This window comes from Paenibacillus sp. GCM10027626, assembly GCF_042676285.1.
In the GTDB taxonomy this organism is placed as follows: Bacteria; Bacillota; Bacilli; order Paenibacillales; family Paenibacillaceae; genus Paenibacillus_Z.
The window spans coordinates 569,047-586,776 of record NZ_JBHTHC010000003.1 but is presented as its reverse complement, the minus strand read 5'-3'; the positions used below and the strand labels follow the sequence as shown (position 1 = coordinate 586,776).

The window sequence follows — 17,730 nt, the reverse complement described above, 5'->3', positions numbered from 1 at the left end:
AAGGGATAATGATGCAGAATATCATGATTATTGCAAGCTTGCTGGTGTTTTTAAATGTAACATTACTCACGATATTGGTTCCGGGAGGGCCGATTGAGAATAGAGACTTTTCAAAATTAACAGGAGTAGTGTTTTGGGGATTTAATCTGTTTCTGATCTCGCTTGGAATTGCCTCGTTTATCGCGTGCTATCTTTTGTTGATTTCCCATTCTAATGCCATTCTTATCACGCAAATTATCGCTGTTTTATACTTTATCGTGTACGCAATCGATTTGGCGGGTATGTTTCCAAAGTCACCGACTAAAATGTCTAAGCCGCTCATGTCTTTCGAAATTATAAATACAACTATGGCTGTATTTCTCTTCCTCTTTGTGACAGCGATTGGGCATGCCGGAGCATGAGGCGTACATTGTCTTTTACGGTTCCGGGGGATACTTTATCTTATGTCCGCCTCTAAATGGAATCCGATTATAGGGAGTTCGCTAGGGCCAACATCAAAAAAGCCAACCATGTGAGGTTGGCTTTTTGTTGATGAGAGGTAGAACCCTCTTGACATGATAAAATAGTATGTTACTATTTAACCGACAGGCAGTCGGTCGGTTATATCGGAGGTATATAAATATGAGAGTTGTAAAAGAAGCGGAGCAACGCAGGAACGAAATCCTTGACGCGGCGGACGAGCTTTTCGGTCAGAAGGGCTTTGACGGCACAAGTACAAATGATATTCTCCAAAAGGTCGGAATTGCGCGGGGAACATTGTACCATCACTTCAAGTCGAAGGCGGATATTATGGACGCGCTGATTGAGCGGTATAATGTCCGACTTTTAGGTGCGGCGCAGGAAATTGCCGCAGACAAGAGCATACCTGTAGTCGAGCGCATTATCCGCGTTGTTATGGCACTGAACATAAGCGGCGGAAGCAGCGAGGAAATTATGGAGCACATTCACAAGCCGCAGAACGCGCTGATGCATCAAAAAATACAAAAGGTCATCATCAATGGCGTTCCGCCGATATTGACAGGGATCATCCGTGAGGGCATTGAGCAGGGACTATTCAACACACCGTTTCCGTATGAGTGCATGGAAATGGTTGTGATCTATGCGAATACCGTTTTTGACGACGATATGGTGACGATGACGGACGAGGAGCGCTTCTCACGAATACAGGCCTTTATTTTCAATGTAGAAAGGCTGCTTGGGGCAGAAAGCGGAAGCTTGATGGACACGATGAGGATGTTTGGTAGAGAGGATAACAGCGGCAATATGTAGAGCAAAAACAGAGGTGACTTATGTATTACAGGATAATCCGCAATGATATTTCAAAAAGCAAACTGGTCACGTTGACAACCATGATATTTGTTGCGGCTGCAGCTATGCTTGTTTCACTAGCGGCGATTCTCGTCGTAAATCTTTCGGGCGCGATAGATACGCTTATGACACGAGCGAAGACCCCGCATTTTATGCAGATGCATTCGGGCGACGTTGATCATGAGCGGCTGGCGGCTTTCGCGGAGCAGAACAGTAATGTTGATGAATATCAGGTGCTTGAATTTCTTAACATGGACGGCTCGCAGATTCGATTTGGCGACCGTTCGCTTGTGAGTAGTGTTCAGGACAATGGATTAAGCATACAGAGCGAAAAGTTCGACTATCTTCTTGACCTTGAGGGACAAATTATAAACGTATCAGATGGCGAACTATATGTTCCGATCAGCTATATGAAGGACGGTACCGCAAAGGTCGGCGATAAAGCTGTTATATTCGGAAAAGCATTTACAGTTGCCGGTTTTCTTCGAGATTCGCAGATGAACTCCATGCTAGCCTCTTCTAAAAGATTTCTGATCAGTAAAAATGATTTCGCGGAGCTAAAAAATGTTGGAAGTGTAGAGTATCTGATCGAATTTAGATTAAAGGATTTGTCGAAGCTCAGCGAATTCGAAACGGCGTATGCTTCCGCGGGACTTGAAGCGAACGGACCAACGATTACCTATCCGCTTTTTAAAACGATTAACGCACTTTCTGACGGGATGATGATTGGGGTTATTCTGCTTGTAAGTGTGCTTGTCGTGGCAATCGCCTTGATGTGCATTCGCTTTACGCTTCTTGCGAAAATCGAAGACGATTACCGCGAAATTGGCGTGATGAAGGCGATAGGGCTGCGTATCTCTGACATAAAGAAGATTTATCTTGCGAAGTACGCGGCGATTGCCGCGGCAGGCAGTATGCTTGGTTTTGCTCTTTCTTTTATGCTCAAAGGCATGCTTCTTGAAAATATCCGGCTGTATATGGGTGAAAGCGAAAATGCTTCTTTTGCCTTACTGTTCGGAATAATCGGCATACTGCTCGTATTCCTTGCAATAATTGCTTATGTAAGCGGAGTGCTAAGACGCTTTCGAAAAATATCTGCTGCCGAAGCAATCCGCGTTGGCGCTTCACAGGAAAAAAAAGCGGGCGCAAAGCGTTTTACCCTGAGCGGAAACAGGCTGTTTAACACGAATATTTTTCTTGGTATCAAAGATGTTCTCGCAAGGAAAAAGCTTTATATCACAATGCTTGCGGTGCTGATGATTTCGTCATTTATCATTATTGTTCCGCAGAATCTGTACCATACGATTTCCTCAAAAAGCTTCATCAAATATATGGGGATAGGCAGCAGCGATATGCGTATTGATATTCAGCAGACCGACCATATTTCTGAAAAAGCCGCTGAAATTATAAAAGCGATGAGCAGCGACAGTGCCATTTCAAAATATGCTGTGCTTACAACAAAAACATTCAAAGCAAAGACGGAGGACGGTTCGGAGGAAAGGTTGAAAATTGAACTGGGCGATCATTCCATATTCCCTGTAGAATATTCCGAGGGCAGAGCACCCGCCGCAGAAGACGAAATTGCGCTTTCAGCTATGAACGCCAACGAACTGAGCAAAAAGGTCGGCGAAATCATTACACTGTTGATTGAGGGGAAAGAAAAAAATTTCACGGTAAGCGGCATTTATTCCGACATTACCAACGGAGGTAAAACCGCAAAGGCTGTTTTCACCGACAATTCGGCGGACATTATGTGGTACGTGATCTGTGTGAAGCTTTCGGATCAATCTCTTATCGACAGTAAGGTTTCGGAATATGCGAACAGGTTTGATTATGCAAAGGTTTCAGACATTGATGAATATATCGCACAGACATACGGGCCCACAATAAGTTCTGTCGGAAAGGCCTCTTATGCTGCAATTGCCGTCGCGTTGCTTATCGCGTTGTTGGTGACACTGTTGTTTATGAAAATGCTTGTTGCAAAAGACAGATATTCCATTGCCGTCATGAAAGCGTTCGGTTTTACAAACTCGGATTTTATGGCGCAATATGTTTCGCGCTCGGTATTCGTTCTGATTGTCGGAATTGTTCTCGGCACGCTTCTGGCTAACACGCTCGGAGAGATGCTCGCGGGCGCTGCGATTTCCTCCTTTGGAGCATCATCGTTTCATTTTACGGCAAATCCGCTTTCGGCGTATCTGCTTAGTCCGTTGATGATGATCGGCACGGTACTTATTGCAACATTGATCGGGACATCAGGCGCGGGACGAATAAAAATTTCCGGAAATATTAAGGAGTAGGCATATGAAGAAGGTTATTATCGGTGATCAGATCGTAAAATCTTTCGGCGAGGGCGATGAAAAGCGCAATGTTCTCGACGGAGTGTCCGCCTATATAAACGAGAGCGAGTTTGTTGCGGTTATGGGACCTTCGGGCTCGGGAAAATCCACACTGCTGTTTGCACTGAGCGGGACGGATGGCGTTAATGGCGGAAAAGTCGTTGTTGACGGCAGGGATTTATCGGAGATCGGGGAGAATGAGCTTGCAGATATACGCCGAACAAAAATAGGATTTGTCTTCCAACAGCCGACTATGCTGAAAAATCTGAATCTCCTCGACAATATCATTCTTCCGTCCATGCGGGACAATAGAAAAAACGCCGCAAAAATGACGGGAAAAGCCAGAGCGCTTATGAAAAGGGTGGGCATTGCGGAGCTTGAAAAGCGCGATATTACACAGGTTTCGGGAGGCCAGCTTCAGCGTGCGGGCATATGCCGCGCGCTTATGAATAGCCCGAGAATTATCTTTGGCGACGAGCCTACGGGTGCGCTCAACTCAAAATCCGCGCAGGAAATTATGGACATCTTTTCCGAAATCAACGCGGAGGGGACTGCGGTTATGCTTGTAACGCACGACGCCAAGGTTGCGGCGCGGACGGAGCGTATTATGTTCATGCGCGACGGAACAATCGTAAGCGATTTGCAGCTTCCGAAGTATAACGCGACGGATATGGATGGCAGGGTTGAGAAAGTAACGGCGAAAATGAGGGAAATAGGAATATAACATGGTAATTAACGGCAGGAGATGGGAGCTTGCTCAAATTCCCTCGCTCCCGCCATGTAAAATCCGCAGGCCGCATGCAGCCCGTGGATTTTTGCTTTATATGGATAGATAAATTTGATAAAATGTACATACGTTATAAATGTTATAACTGTTATAAGGTATAACTTATATGTTGCTGATCATACTATGAGAGGAGAATAGGAAAATGAATGGTGTGGTCAAATTGACGAACGAAAAACGGAATGTGACTCGTTATTCCCGCAAAATAGGCAGAATGGGAAACAGTTTGGGCGTAAGCTTGCCCAAAAGCCTTGCCGAAAAATTAAATGTAACGCAGGGAGACGAGATCGAATTCATTGAAAATGATCATGGTGAAATTGTGCTGAAAAAAGCACGGCAAGGTAAACTGCCTGATAACGTCCGTCCTGAGGTTCTGGAAGCTTTCTATGATGTATTTGAAGAAGATGAGGGCATTCTTGAGGACTTAAGGGATCGATGATATGACGAACTTTCTAACCAAAGAAGAGGCTATCTCAGCACATTATTTCATGATGAAAAGAATGAATGACACAGAGCAAGCGGGTGTCAAAGATCATAGTTTGCTGGACTCTGCGGTACATAGACCTAAGCAAAGTGTTTTCGGAGAAGATGCTTATCCATCTCTATTTGATAAAGCCGCGGCACTACTGGAATCTCTGGTCAAGAATCATTGTTTTCATAATGGGAATAAGCGGACAGCCTATCTTGTTACCAAGTCATTTCTATTGTTGAACGGATACCATTTGCGAATGGAACGGACGTATGCAGTGGAGTTTATCGTCGATATTGCAAAAGGGCTGCATGCATTAGAGAGTATCGCTCAAGTTCTGGAAGAGCATTCCGATGAAAGGTGATTTAAAGGGTGATGCTTGAATGAGTGAGGATATGAAAGTTTCAATAGAAGAGATAGGCAGAGAGCAGGAAGAGGAAATCCTCATCAGGTGCCATGAGGTGAATAACAAAATATACGAAATCGTAAACAAGCTAAAAATGGAACAGCTTATACTGTTAGGATTTCAAAATGAAAGTATTCACCGTATAAAGATTAGCGATATTTATTATTTCGAGGCCGTTGACGGAAAAGTTTTTATTTATTGCAAGAATGAAGTTTTTGAGGTGAAGCACAAGCTTTATGAGTTGGAGGAATTATGCAAAGGAAAGAAATGTTTTCGTGCATCTAAATCAACGATTTTGAACATAGCCAAAATTTCATTCATTCGTCCATCGTTAAGCGGCAGATTTAAAGCAGTGCTTGATAACGGGGAACATGTTGTGATATCAAGGCAGTACGTGCCGGTGCTAAAAAATATGCTTGGATTGTGAGAGAAGGGACAACGATGAAACTGAATGAATTTATAAAAAAGCTGGTTCAAAACTATATGCTCATCTTCGCATCCATCATCATTGTTTTAACGATTTTGCGGCAATTTTTTTACCCCGACATGCCCTTTGATTTGAAGTCGATTTATATCATCATGGGCTTTTCATTCATAAGTGCATTGGTTGGATTCATTTTGAATTCTTCTCTGAACATAAGCGAGAAGAATATGCGTATCAGAATGGCCATTCATTTTTTTGCTTTAGAAACAATACTGATCTCCCTTGGAGTTATTTTTGGTCTTCCGACTAGTGCATCAAGCATACTCATATTAGCATTGGAAATAGCGGTAATCTATGTTATCGTTCGTCTGCTCTCATGGCAAAACGATAAAAAAGTGGCCGAACAAATTAACGAAGGCCTCAAGTCATTGAAGAAAGACATGGGTGGTGAGCCATAAGGCTTGCCGCCTTTTTTGATTTTATAGAATTTATAAGTTTCACTAGGGTAAATTCTATAAAATTTCAGGGGAAGAAACTTGCCTCGCGCCAAGGACGGCGTCAGCCGTTTCTTCTCATGCAACTTATTGGCCTGTAGATACAGCTTATTGATTTTCTATATACATCCTTTCTGCGAGTTTTGTATGCTGAATGCACAAAAAACTGCCAGAGACAGAAAGGAGTAACCACTTGTGGGAACTACACTATTTTTTATCGCTTTGATTTTCGAGATTGCTTTCACCGTGTATTGTATTGTAACGAAGCAAAACCATCAAAAGAGTAGGAATTGGGTGAGAATTTCAGCCTTCGCAGCATTTGCGATTCTCGTCTTTTCATCGGTTATCGTCTGGAGTTTCCGCTGGATATTGCTTGCAGCATTGCTATTCATACTAGCGGGAATCGGGGGCTTTTCCCTTATTCGTAATAAAGCGAGCCACCGTGCATACAAAACTTCCCGTATGGTCGTAAAAGCAGTGACGATGACACTATTGCTGACACTTGCACTTGTGCCTGCAATTGTTTTTCCGCAGTATAAACTGCCTAAAGTTACGGGCCAATACGAAGTAGCAACGGCAACATATACATACATAGACAAAAGCCGCATCGAGGAATTTGACGATACCGGCAAGAACAGGGTTGTTAATGTACAGTTTTGGTATCCCGAGAATGCTGATGGAACATACCCGCTCTTGGTATTCTCGCATGGGGCCGTTGGGATTAAAGCAAGCAACGCCTCTACGTTTAGGGAGCTTGCAAGCCACGGGTATGTTGTATGTTCCATTGACCATCCTTATCATTCTTTCTATACAGTTTCAGAGGACGAGTCTTTTATCTTAATCAATTCGGAATATAAGAGGGAATTCGACAATGCCACCAAAGAGGGCATTTACACTAGGGAGCAGCGCTATGGGCTCATTCAAAAATGGATGAAACTGCGAACGGACGACATGAATTTTGTCATTGATACAATCATTGAAAAATCCCAAAACGATAAAGCCCCTGTTTACGAGCATATCAATAAAGATAGACTTGGTGTGTTCGGGCACTCCATGGGCGGTGCGGCAAGTGTTTGGCTCGGCAGAGAACGTAAAGATGTAAGTGCAGTTGTAAATATCGATGCCCCGTTTTTTAGCGAGCTTGTTTATAATAGAGAGTCTGGTGATTTTGCGGCAAGCGGCAAAGCCTACACGACCCCAATTCTTAACATTTATTCTGACGATGTTTGGAGACAGATTGGAAGCAACTCCACTTATGCGGCAAACTACGCCGCTGACAAAAACTTCAAAGAATCATATACCGTTCATTTCCAAGGCGCAAAGCATTTAAGCCTCACCGATTTACCGCTTTTCTCTCCTCTGCTTGCAAATATGCTGCAGGGCGGAAAAGCGACGATTGACCAATATTACTGCATCGAAACGGAGAATGAACTTATTCTTAGATTCTTTGATTATACATTGAAGGGTAGGGGCCGCTTCACATCAGAGGGAACCTATGGATCAGGAAATCAAGAACCACTTGATTGAATTCATGCGGCTCCTCAATAAATGGGAGGTGGCCGCAGCCCTGCATCATAATTTTGGAAGATTGCTTTATGCTTGTATGCAAGGTCTCTGCAGTCTTTATGTTATATGGATGATCCTGATCAGAAATGATGATAAGGGTCGGAATGTTAATCTCGTGCAATCGGCTGATGGCGTAGGGTTTAACAGCGGCCGAGAGGTTTGGAGAGAACCGACAGAAGTTTCTAGGGTTCCGAACATTATGGAGAACTTTATTTCGCGCTTCTTCTTTTCTCAGGGAGGGAAAGAAGTATTGCCAAAAATGATTTGTGATGAATGATTCGATAGCTTTCTCACGCCCTTTTAGACGAACATTGAGATAATTTTTAATTCCTTGCCACATCATATTCATTGGATAAGGATTGCCGTTTATAGATGGAGAAACCAGAATAAGGCTGCGAACTAGATTGGGGTATGTGAGCGTAAAGTCAATAGCAGTGCCGCCACCCAAGGAAGAAGCGATTAGTGTAACGTTATGCAGCTTTAAGGAATCAATGAGTGCTTTTAAATCATCGACATTGGAGTAGGAAGAGTTCGGTGTACTGGAAAGACCATATCCCCGTAAATCATAGCGGATTAATTTATAATAGGTGGAGAGAGAGCCGACCTGTTCGTTCCAGATCTGATGATCATTGAAATTTCCATGCAATAGAACAAGCGGCTCTCCGTTTCCTGAAACCGTATAAAAAATTTGACCATTGTCTAAGTTTAAATAGTCCTGAACCATAAAATTGAATCTCCTTCGCCTACTGATTTACAAGAGATCGGCATTATGAAGGTTGTCTTCTATAATGGATCTCAGCACTTCGGAAACGGAATAATCGCCTTTGTGGCAGTAGCGATCGATTTCATCCCAACATGCCTGCGGCAAGGTTAATGATATTTTTCGAGTCGTACCGATTGGCTTGCGGCCGGCGCCTTTGCGGCTGCCTCCTCTGCTGCCAGTCGGACAACCCGAATCTTTATTATTTATCAACTCCATCATGTCACCACCCAACCATATGATTCCATATAATTATTTTGCAGTCAATTAATGCTACCTTAATCAAACTCTAAACTCTAAATTGAGATACCGTATTCTAAAACACCGAGATGAAGACTTAGCGGGATCCACTGTCACATCACCGCCCGGGAGTTGCTGAAGAATTGACGATAAAATGACGAAGGTGTATACTGAAATTAACAGATCCCGCCCGCGCCTCTTAACAATGCGAAACTGGGCGGGCCATTTTATTTTAGGGGGACATCTGCCAATGGACAAAAGTTGTGAGTACGAACTGAAACCCCCTGCAACATATAAAGAAATGATAGGTATTCTTAAATCTCGCGGGTTAACGGTTGAGAACGAGAGTAGAGCCATCGACATTCTCAAGCGAATTAACTACTATCGATTAACAGGGTATCTGTTACCATATAAGATCAATGAAGAAGAATATATTCATGGAACTACCTTTGAGCAGGTAGTGGATTTGTATGATTTTGATATGCGTCTAAGGTCTCTGCTGTTAGATATATTTGAATATGTTGAAATTAGTATGCGGTCTAAGATTTCATATCATCTGGCTCATAAATATGGTTCTGAGTGCTATGAAAATCCTTCTAACTTTTCCTTTCGAAAAATTACCGATCACCATAATTTTGTAACAAAAATAAGTGAAGAATTAGATCGAAGCAAGGAATTATTCGTTAATCATTATAAAACGAAATATGGAAATAGGTATCCAATATGGGTAGCAGTTGAAGTGCTCTCATTTTCCAGCTTGTCTATTCTATATACGAACTTGAAACCAGAGGACAAGAGGATTATCTCGAGAGAATTTGGACTGAAAACCGCCAGACTATTGGACAGTTGGCTACATTCCATGTGTGTTCTTCGAAATCGGTGTGCTCATTTCTCCAGAATCTACAACACCAAACTAACTCAGCAAATATCCCTAACTTTTAACGCCCAGGAATTGAAAATCGAACCGAATTCTCTTTATAGTATTATCTTTACTTTGAAATATCCAGTAAAAGAATATTCTGTCTTGAATCCCTGGATTATTGAATTAAGTTCCTTAATTGATCACTACAGAGATGTCTGCGATTTAAGCAGGATGGGATTTATAGAAGATTGGGAAAAACACTTACGTTCTATCCCAACCGATATCCATCCTGATAAATCAGGAATTCAATAAAGCTCCAGTCGGAGTCTGTGCAAGTCGTATTTGGCGATGATGCATATTCGTCACTCTTCGATAAGGCGGCTGCTTTATCTGGCCACCCTAGATCGGAGCCAGTTACGGGGTGTTCTATCAAACAAAGTAGAGGTTAGTTATATCGTCCCACTCATAAAACTCCAATGCCTTCTCTTCCTTCCATAATTTTGTTACAATAACCATATGCAGGAGGGAGGGGAGAGTCTATATGGCATGCCGTCTATCAGTCGAGAAAATGGAAGCGCTTGAGCGCAAGCATAGGGTCGAAATCAGCGCTACTGCCTACCTGGAGCGGGACGAAGATGATGAGGATAATGATTCTGTCAAAGTCATTAGCGAGGTAGTTAGCAGCAGACTGGACTACGATCTTAGTGTGATTGTTAGTGTCTACAATCCGTCTGGAGAAATTATTGGAACGGATTATGCTTATATTGACAGCGACACATTTGAAGGAATTGAACCATTCTCGATTGAGATAAGTATTCCCAAAGGCGAAAACGTGGGCAGAGTAAGAGTTTACCCGAAGCAAAACTAGATCATGGTGTATGTAAGGGCTCTATCAAAGTGATGGCAGAGCCCTTTGTTTATTTCATTTGAGAAAAGTGTGGGAGATACGCTTGCCGAGGCGGCATTGAGGGGGAGCATGGTTTTGCGGGTGAAACTCGGCGATGAAGAGCTGCCGCGGCTAATAGGCCAACGCTTCATTCGTAATCTTCTCAATATCGATAGGAGAGCGTGATCCTTCACTAACCATATCGGGCAAAATATGCTCCAAAAAATAATCGACACAGTGAAGTTTGATTTGTTTAATTTTGATCAGCGCATTGCGGTACATCACGATAAATTCTTTTTCTGTATTGCCTAGCTGCAGCTCTGTAAAGGCTTCATAGATTTGATCCATTTTATCGGCAACTTCTAAAATTAGCCCTTCCACCGAGTCGTCTTTGCCCTCACGCAATTGTCTGCAGAAGATCGATTTGAATTCCTCCGGAATATGCTCCTCGATGAAATGAGCGACCATTCCTTCTTCTACTTGTTGCAGCATGGCCCGCAGTTCCAAGGAATAGTGCTTCACAGGCGTTTTAATGTCGCCGATAAAAATTTCGCCATAATCATGGCTGCTAGTAATTTCGTATAACTTTTTCCAATCCACTGTGACTCCGTGGCTTTCTTCAATATCGGCTAATGTTTTGGCGTATTGCACCACCTTCCAGGAATGGGCGGAGACACTATGCTCCTGAAATTTGAATTTGCCTGGGCATCGAATAATACGCTCTAGGTCGGTTAGAGATTGAAAATACGAATGAATACCCATATGTTGTACTCCTTTCATTGGTTGATATATCAAAGTATATACGCCAATTGTTAATGGATGATTAACAGAAATGCCGATTTCCATTTTGGGCATAGGTTTATTTTAGATTTTACAGCAGGAAAATATTCACTCGCCCAAAATAGCAGAGTGGAGCTTATTATGTTTCCCGCACCTTCTTGTAATATTGCGCCGGCGAAAGGCCTGTAAACTGCTTGAACACCTTGCTGAAATAATAAGGATCGTTCAGCCCTGTCAAGTAGCCGATTTCACCGAAGCTCATATGCGTGGCCTGAATTAGCTCCTGCGCATGCTGGATGCGGACTTTGTTGATGTACTTCATAATGGTAAAGCCCGTCATTTTTTTGAAGACGCGGTTCAAATAATCGTAGTTCGCATCGAATTCCCGCTCAATGAGCTCGCTGCCGATTTTGTCCGTGTAATGCAAATGGATATAGTCAAGCAAGTCATGGACCTTGCCCGTAGTCTTGGAGCCCTTGTCCCCTTTATTGTGCAGCAGCTGCATAAAATAATCGTTTGAAAGCTCAAGCAGCAGCTCGGAAAACCTTAAAGCGGTAAGGCCGCGGTTATAATGCTTGCGCCGGTACAAGAGCAGGAGCTCGCCGACGGCATGCATGATTTGATGAAAGCTGTTGTTGTCGGAAAGCGTATGGCGCTTCGGAAAATAGCAGCTCATCTCGGCGTCCTGCTGTGTCTGATCTTCCAGCAGCAAGCTTTTAGCGAGCTCGGCCGGATTGAGGACAGAGGCAGTTTCCATGTAGGGATGCTTAAAATGAAAAAAATAGTAATCGCATGCTGCTTTTTGGGTACCCTCATGATCAAGCCCGGGCTCCAGCAGCAGTGTATCTCCGCGTTTAAGGACGTACTCGGTGCCGTTTTCTTTGAGATGCATCTCCCCGTTTTTGACAATGTACAGCAGATATTCATCTGTATTGCGGTAAAAATGAACCCACGGTGATGTGTAAGATATGAAGCCCATCAGCGTAATTTTCGGAACCAGTTCGACATTCATCTTCAGCATGCGCAAGCACATCCTTATTTTCAAAAGTCGGTATTGTACAAAAAGGGTCACCATTTCGCATTTCCGATTATTCTAGCACATTCTATACTGATGTTGAACGGAAGAAAAAATCCGATTGAGAAATGGATGGTGCGTATGAAAAGGCTGAAAATCGGTGTCATTGGCTTGGGCGGCATTGCAAATTATCATATTTGGGGCATACAGGAAAGTCCGGATGCCGAGTTGTGGGCGATCTGCGACGTTAACGAGAAAGCGCTTGCGGCAAAAGGAGAGGAGCTCCATATCCCAGAAAATCGCCGGTATTCGCGCCATGAGGACATGCTGCAAAATGAAGAGCTTGATGCGGTGACGATCGGTACGCCGAATTTGAATCATTTTCAGGCCGCCTATGATGCGATAAAATTTGGCAAGCCCTTTGCTTTGGAAAAGCCGATTGCGCTCAACGTGAAGGAAGCCGCCATTTTGCGCGAGCAGCTGGCGAAAGCGCCGATTCCGCATATGGTTTGCTTCACGTACCGCTACAAGGCGGCAGCGCGTTACGCGCGGCAATTGATCCGGGAAGGAAAGCTGGGACGAATCCATCATGTATACAGCCAATATTTGCAGGGCTGGGCAATCGATGAAAAGGTGCCGCTCTTGTGGCGCTTTAGCAAGGAAATGTCCGGCTCCGGCGCGCTGGGCGATCTGGGCTCGCATATTTTGGATCTGCACCGGTTTCTCATTGGCGAGATGAAGAGCGTCGTCGCCCATGCCGGCACGATTATTCAGGAGCGCGAGCGGCTGGACGGCAAAGGCAAGGGCGAGGTGGATGTCGACGATTTCTGCCATGTGCTGGGCAGGATGGAGGGAGGTATCTCGTCCTCAATGCAAATTTCCCGCTTTGCCTACGGGCGGGGGAACCATCAGCAGATTGAGGTTTACGGCTCCAAAGGCGCACTGGTTTACCATCTGGAAGAGACGGATACACTTATGGTTAATTTGTCGGAAGAAGAGGGAGGCTTCCGAGCTGCAGATATTCCAGAGCAATGCCGGGCGGAGCAGATGCAGTCGTTTTTTAATTTGCTGCTGGGCAAGGGTGACGGCCTGGATGCTACGATCGCGGATGGTTATGTGAATCAGCAGACGCTTGACGCAATCATTCAATCGTTCGAGCAAGAGCGCTGGGTATCGTTGGAATAAATGAACGGCTGACTAAAAAGCAAGCCCTGTCCTCCCCGGACCAAATCGGAGAAGATGGGGCTTGCTTTTTAGTTTCGGCAGATACGCACACATTGCTCCGGACATGTTTGTCCGAGGAATCAGGCGTTTCTTCTTAGCCGCACTGGTATTTGATTTTCAGGGTCTCTCCGTCCACATATACGCCCGCGGAACGGGTGATCGGCAGCTTTTGCTCTGCTGTGAAGCCGATCGTTTCGCCATCCCTTAAAATCACGTTTTGCTCTACAACATAAGCGGAAATGTCAATCAAGAAGTCGCGCAGCTCAGCGGGCGTCGCCTGACTATCAATGATTTCTATTTCGTCCTTGCCAAATGATTTCAAGCCGTACGTATATGCGTTCATCCCTGTTTCAGATCCGACGAGGCCAAAGTAAACAAGATTCAGTAAAGGAAAGCTATCTTCCGATTTCATAATTTCGGCCATATCGATAAACATTTCAGGTTGAAATACGGTGCCGGAGGAGTAGAGTCCGATCGCATTGGGAAGCTTCAAGCAGCTGGCCGCCAGTTTGGTATACATTGCGCCGCTGTCCAGCGGGGAGTTGGACCTGGTAAATACCGCCAGTATGATTTGGGCGACATGCGTTTTGGTAACCTCTGCAGCCTCCCGCCACAGGTAGTTTCCTTGTGCATAATGCTCGGCTTCCCCGTCCGGTATGGGAGCATCGACAAAGCTCACGGCCAGCGTAAACCCAGCCGCGTCAAAGACGAGCGTTCCTCCCTCTTCTTCTTCTTCTTCTGCCTGTGAACAGGAGATGTTCCAGTCCTGCAGGAGATTCGCCTTTACCTGCTCGAGATCACACTCATGAGAGTTCAGCAGGACGAATCCGTTAAAAATGCCGGATGACTCCTCTTGCGGCTCTGGAGCTTCATTTTGCGTTTGGGCACCCTCATAAGCGGCCGCTTGCTGCATCCAGTATTCGCGGATCATTTCCACCATCGCTATCGCATCCTGCTCTGCAGTTGCTGGATCGTAAGGCTGCATCTCACTAAAGATATGGCCGCAATGCTCCGTATCCGAGGGGCTTTCGTAACCGCCGCAGACGCCAAGGAGCCATTTCCCGAGCATTGATTTTTTATATTTGAATATGTAGTAATGCATGCCGTGCAAATCAAATTCTCCAGCACATTCCATTTTGCTTGGTTCCTTGCCGAGCTCATTTTCATGCGCCAGCCAATCTATCATGGACTGCATTGCCGCTTGTTGTTGGACTGTCATAAATCTCTCTCCTCGTCATAGCAAATATCTTCTAATTGTATCCAATCTCTATGAGGGAAAGCAACCTGATGGAATGATGGGGTATAATAGGAGATAGGTGAGGAAAGAGTGGGAGGGAGAATGTACGATGAAAAAACGAAGAGAACAACCATTGCCGGAGCCCGAACTGCTGGCTATTTTGCGGGCAGCCGACGATATTATAGCCAGTGGCGGACGGACGCTGCTCTCAAAAATTTTAAAAGGCTCGAAAGAACGCAAGGTGATCGAACTGGAACTGAATCGAAATCCTTCATACGGATTCTATAAAGAGCTTACACTGGAACAGATCGTAGAGAAGATCGACCAAATGTTACGCACCGGTTATTTGGATATCGAATGGTCCGGCAAGCTCCCGCTAATTGTATTCACTCCGCTCGGATGGATGATTGAAAGAGACAGACGCGCCCAGGAATTTTTGCAAGAATGGGATTTCTGGATCGAGCATAACATATCCCCGATAATGGAATATTTGAAGGAAAGAAACCGGGGCTTGATTTTATTGTTTCTGTATAGAATTTTATGCACCGGGAACAAGAAATACCTGCCGTATCTGAATTTATGGGAACAAAATGCCTACAAAAAAGTTCAGGTTGAGATTCGTCATGTTATCAAAGCATTGAACCAGCGCGAGACAATGGATGATCAGGAATGGGAGCGGTTAAAAAGGGAAAGGGCCAAATCGCTACTCCTTCACTCAGAAGAACCTGTTTTTTTAGCGTGCCGGAAATGTCCCAGAACCTTCATACCAGAGTCGGCAAATCCGGATTATTACACAAGTGAAGGCTTGCGGCTTCCGGAATTGTGTCCGGACTGTATGGAGAAAGCTCGTTTAAAACGTTAGCGTTTTGCGGCGGTTATGGCTTTGAATGAGCCCCACTATTCTGTTATACTATTCTAAATAAACTTGACGGAAGAACCGTGCTTAATGATTTTTAGGCATGGTTTTTTTGTATCTATGGGGGGGATAATAATGAGATATACAGTGGAAAGCATCTCCGAACAAATAAGAAGCAGAGTTGAAGAAAAGTTTCAAATATTATTTTCGTCTATTGCAGAAGAGTTAGCATATGATTTCTTGTTTTCACCTAAGTACATAGTTACTCACGACTATGATCCTCCTTGGGATCATTCAGGTATGCTGCTGCAAATAAATGAGAAGTTTTCGCTGGAAGATTACTCTTGTGTAGAAGATTTTTTCGAGGAATATACGGGACAATCTAGAGCTAGCTACATGAGCGGATGCGGCTTTTTTTACGATACATTTGAAGAGAAATATGAAGAGCAGATCAGGGAATTTGTTTATGGGTGTATTGTTGAGGTTTTAGCTGGCATAGATGATACAACCCTTATTGAACTCCTACTGGAGCATGGTTATGAAGTTTCAGAAGCGGAAAAGAATGATATCATTCAAACTGTAACAGATTACGAGCTATTTGATGAGCCCTTCTGGTATCATTATGAAATTCTTGATCGTATTAAGTTATGCAACTTCGAGTTAATGATTCTTCGTGGTAGAAACGAAGCTATGAAGAGGTATGAAACTAAAAGGCTAAAAATAAAAGAAGCTCGTGAAAGAACAGAAGCTCGTGAAAGAATAGAAGCTGAAAAAGAAGTTGCGCAAAAGCTTTGGAACAAGCTTGAAAAGCTATATAAATTACAGATGGGCGGGAAGCAACTGTTAAAAGTTGAAATGAAGGATTACGAAACGTTTGTGAGTTTCTTAGATCAAAATCAAGTGTCAAGAGAAGAAAGGATAATGTTGGCTAAATATATGGGAGATAAGCTTTCCAACAAAGTTTATGTTTGTTTAAGGCGTTAACTTTTTATTTAGGAGTATTGAAAACCTTGGCAGACCAAGTGGACTGATATAACTCAGTTATATTAAAATTTAATGCTATTAATACTTAGGTAGGTTGACTGTCTTTGGAGGAGCCAAATGAAAAAAGCACTGGGAAAGGTTGGAACTGGTGTCATAATTGTTATCTGTTTATTACTCGTATTCATGGCAATCAGTTATATCAACCATACAATTCGATTGAATAAAGAGTCGGTACTCCTTTCTCCTGTAGGTAAGATGGTGAAGGTGAACAATCATCAAATGCACGTATATACGGAAGGAAGCGGTGCTAAGACTCTGGTTTTTATGTCGGGTGGCGGAACGTCCTCTCCAGTGCTGGATTTCAAAGGATTGTATTCTAAACTGTCCGACCGATATAGAATTGCAGTCGTAGAAAAGGCGGGCTATGGTTATAGCGAAACTGCAGACGTCTCTCGCGAAATAGATACTATATTGGAAGAGACTAGAACTGCTTTATCTTTAGCAGGCGAAAAGCCGCCTTATGTTCTATTTCCACATTCAATGTCAGGCATTGAGGCCATATATTGGGCGCAAAAGTATCCGCAAGAAGTTGCTGCCATTATAGGGCTTGACCCTGCTGTGCCAACCGTATACGAAAAATATCCGTTGCCGTCGGCTTTTACAATGGGGCTGACAACTTTTGCCGCGCGTATCGGTGTTACTCGTTTTTTTGCGGATATTGTTAACTCTTCGGCTGCCATTACAGAAAACCATTTAACTGAACAGGAAAAGAAGATTTACCGAGCGATATTCTATAAGAAAACACAAACATCAAATATGAATGAAGAAGTGAGGATGATTAGAAACAATGCCGCAAAGGTGTCAGAGGGCGGTATCCCAAATATACCAACATACTTCTTCATATCAAACGGAAAAGAATTGCCGCTGGACGATTGGAAAGATCTCTTGATTCAGTATGCTGACGCAGTGGAGAATGGGAAGTATATGATTTTGGATAGCGGTCATTATATTCATGATTATGAGCCTGAGATTATTGCTGAAGAGAGTGTGAAGTATATAGAGGGTTTCTGACCGTTGAAGGGGGAGAATTGATGAA

General features: G+C 43.8%; 20 protein-coding genes. 15 read left to right on the top strand and 5 right to left on the bottom strand.

What is annotated here, in order from left to right:
- Window positions 1-8: 8 nt before the first annotated feature.
- From ACFQ0N_RS09545 to ACFQ0N_RS09505, 9 genes are all read left to right on the top strand, one after another.
- On the top strand, window positions 9-401 hold the full coding sequence (locus tag ACFQ0N_RS09545; protein ID WP_379325245.1) for a DUF8051 family protein: 393 nt from the start codon (window positions 9-11) through the stop codon (window positions 399-401).
- Window positions 402-621: 220 nt separating this feature from the next.
- Entirely contained in the window at window positions 622-1,269 is a 648-nt protein-coding gene (locus ACFQ0N_RS09540) for a TetR/AcrR family transcriptional regulator (RefSeq protein ID WP_379325243.1), read from the top strand.
- Between the two features lie 20 nt (window positions 1,270-1,289).
- Entirely contained in the window at window positions 1,290-3,608 is a 2,319-nt protein-coding gene (locus ACFQ0N_RS09535) for an ABC transporter permease (RefSeq protein ID WP_379325241.1), read from the top strand.
- A 4-nt stretch (window positions 3,609-3,612) separates the two neighbouring features.
- Window positions 3,613-4,371, top strand: coding sequence for an ABC transporter ATP-binding protein (locus ACFQ0N_RS09530; protein WP_379325239.1), 759 nt, complete (start codon window positions 3,613-3,615; stop codon window positions 4,369-4,371).
- 205 nt (window positions 4,372-4,576) lie between these two features.
- The gene (locus tag ACFQ0N_RS09525; RefSeq protein WP_379325237.1) at window positions 4,577-4,870 is read left to right on the top strand and encodes an AbrB/MazE/SpoVT family DNA-binding domain-containing protein; all 294 of its coding nucleotides are present in this window, start codon (window positions 4,577-4,579) and stop codon (window positions 4,868-4,870) included.
- Window position 4,871: 1 nt separating this feature from the next.
- Window positions 4,872-5,264, top strand: coding sequence for a type II toxin-antitoxin system death-on-curing family toxin (locus ACFQ0N_RS09520; protein WP_379325235.1), 393 nt, complete (start codon window positions 4,872-4,874; stop codon window positions 5,262-5,264).
- 19 nt (window positions 5,265-5,283) lie between these two features.
- A complete protein-coding gene (locus ACFQ0N_RS09515) occupies window positions 5,284-5,733 on the top strand; it encodes a LytTR family DNA-binding domain-containing protein (protein WP_379325233.1) in 450 nt (149 codons plus the stop codon).
- Between the two features lie 14 nt (window positions 5,734-5,747).
- Window positions 5,748-6,188, top strand: a complete 441-nt coding sequence (locus ACFQ0N_RS09510; protein WP_379325231.1) for a DUF3021 family protein — start codon at window positions 5,748-5,750, stop codon at window positions 6,186-6,188.
- Window positions 6,189-6,419: 231 nt separating this feature from the next.
- Window positions 6,420-7,751, top strand: coding sequence for an alpha/beta hydrolase family protein (locus ACFQ0N_RS09505; RefSeq protein WP_379325229.1), 1,332 nt, complete (start codon window positions 6,420-6,422; stop codon window positions 7,749-7,751).
- Here ACFQ0N_RS09505 and ACFQ0N_RS09500 read toward each other — a convergent pair.
- Window positions 7,702-8,514 (bottom strand): alpha/beta fold hydrolase, encoded by an 813-nt coding sequence (locus tag ACFQ0N_RS09500; protein WP_379325227.1) that lies wholly within the window; start codon window positions 8,512-8,514, stop codon window positions 7,702-7,704. The two genes, ACFQ0N_RS09505 and ACFQ0N_RS09500, sit on opposite strands and share 50 nt — an antisense overlap.
- A gap of 27 nt (window positions 8,515-8,541) precedes the next feature.
- Entirely contained in the window at window positions 8,542-8,769 is a 228-nt protein-coding gene (locus ACFQ0N_RS09495; protein WP_379325225.1) for a ribbon-helix-helix domain-containing protein, read from the bottom strand.
- Window positions 8,770-9,040: 271 nt separating this feature from the next.
- Here ACFQ0N_RS09495 and ACFQ0N_RS09490 point away from each other — a divergent pair, with 271 nt between their 5' ends.
- A complete protein-coding gene (locus ACFQ0N_RS09490; RefSeq protein ID WP_379325223.1) occupies window positions 9,041-9,964 on the top strand; it encodes an Abi family protein in 924 nt (307 codons plus the stop codon).
- 229 nt (window positions 9,965-10,193) lie between these two features.
- Window positions 10,194-10,520 carry a hypothetical protein gene (locus tag ACFQ0N_RS09485; protein ID WP_379325221.1) on the top strand — a complete coding sequence of 109 codons (327 nt, stop codon included), beginning with the start codon at window positions 10,194-10,196 and terminating at the stop codon, window positions 10,518-10,520.
- Window positions 10,521-10,670: 150 nt separating this feature from the next.
- Here ACFQ0N_RS09485 and ACFQ0N_RS09480 read toward each other — a convergent pair whose 3' ends face one another.
- Both ACFQ0N_RS09480 and ACFQ0N_RS09475 read right to left on the bottom strand, forming a co-directional pair.
- Window positions 10,671-11,300 carry a YfbR-like 5'-deoxynucleotidase gene (locus ACFQ0N_RS09480; protein WP_379325219.1) on the bottom strand — a complete coding sequence of 210 codons (630 nt, stop codon included), beginning with the start codon at window positions 11,298-11,300 and terminating at the stop codon, window positions 10,671-10,673.
- A gap of 157 nt (window positions 11,301-11,457) precedes the next feature.
- Window positions 11,458-12,339 (bottom strand): helix-turn-helix domain-containing protein, encoded by an 882-nt coding sequence (locus ACFQ0N_RS09475; protein ID WP_379325217.1) that lies wholly within the window; start codon window positions 12,337-12,339, stop codon window positions 11,458-11,460.
- A 135-nt stretch (window positions 12,340-12,474) separates the two neighbouring features.
- Here ACFQ0N_RS09475 and ACFQ0N_RS09470 point away from each other — a divergent pair, with 135 nt between their 5' ends.
- Window positions 12,475-13,518 carry a Gfo/Idh/MocA family protein gene (locus ACFQ0N_RS09470; RefSeq protein WP_379325215.1) on the top strand — a complete coding sequence of 348 codons (1,044 nt, stop codon included), beginning with the start codon at window positions 12,475-12,477 and terminating at the stop codon, window positions 13,516-13,518.
- A gap of 133 nt (window positions 13,519-13,651) precedes the next feature.
- Here the strand turns inward: ACFQ0N_RS09470 and ACFQ0N_RS09465 are convergent, their stop codons facing one another.
- Window positions 13,652-14,776: a DUF4261 domain-containing protein gene (locus ACFQ0N_RS09465; RefSeq protein WP_379325213.1), complete on the bottom strand. Its 1,125-nt coding sequence runs from the start codon at window positions 14,774-14,776 to the stop codon at window positions 13,652-13,654.
- A gap of 127 nt (window positions 14,777-14,903) precedes the next feature.
- Here ACFQ0N_RS09465 and ACFQ0N_RS09460 point away from each other — a divergent pair, with 127 nt between their 5' ends.
- The 3 genes from ACFQ0N_RS09460 to ACFQ0N_RS09450 all read left to right on the top strand — a co-directional run bounded on the left by ACFQ0N_RS09460 (window position 14,904) and on the right by ACFQ0N_RS09450 (window position 17,705).
- Complete coding sequence (locus ACFQ0N_RS09460) at window positions 14,904-15,656, top strand: RQC-minor-1 family DNA-binding protein (RefSeq protein WP_379325211.1); 753 nt, start codon at window positions 14,904-14,906, stop codon at window positions 15,654-15,656.
- Between the two features lie 129 nt (window positions 15,657-15,785).
- Window positions 15,786-16,634 carry a hypothetical protein gene (locus tag ACFQ0N_RS09455; RefSeq protein WP_379325209.1) on the top strand — a complete coding sequence of 283 codons (849 nt, stop codon included), beginning with the start codon at window positions 15,786-15,788 and terminating at the stop codon, window positions 16,632-16,634.
- A 117-nt stretch (window positions 16,635-16,751) separates the two neighbouring features.
- Window positions 16,752-17,705 carry an alpha/beta fold hydrolase gene (locus ACFQ0N_RS09450; protein WP_379325207.1) on the top strand — a complete coding sequence of 318 codons (954 nt, stop codon included), beginning with the start codon at window positions 16,752-16,754 and terminating at the stop codon, window positions 17,703-17,705.
- The last annotated feature ends 25 nt before the right edge of the window (window positions 17,706-17,730 follow it).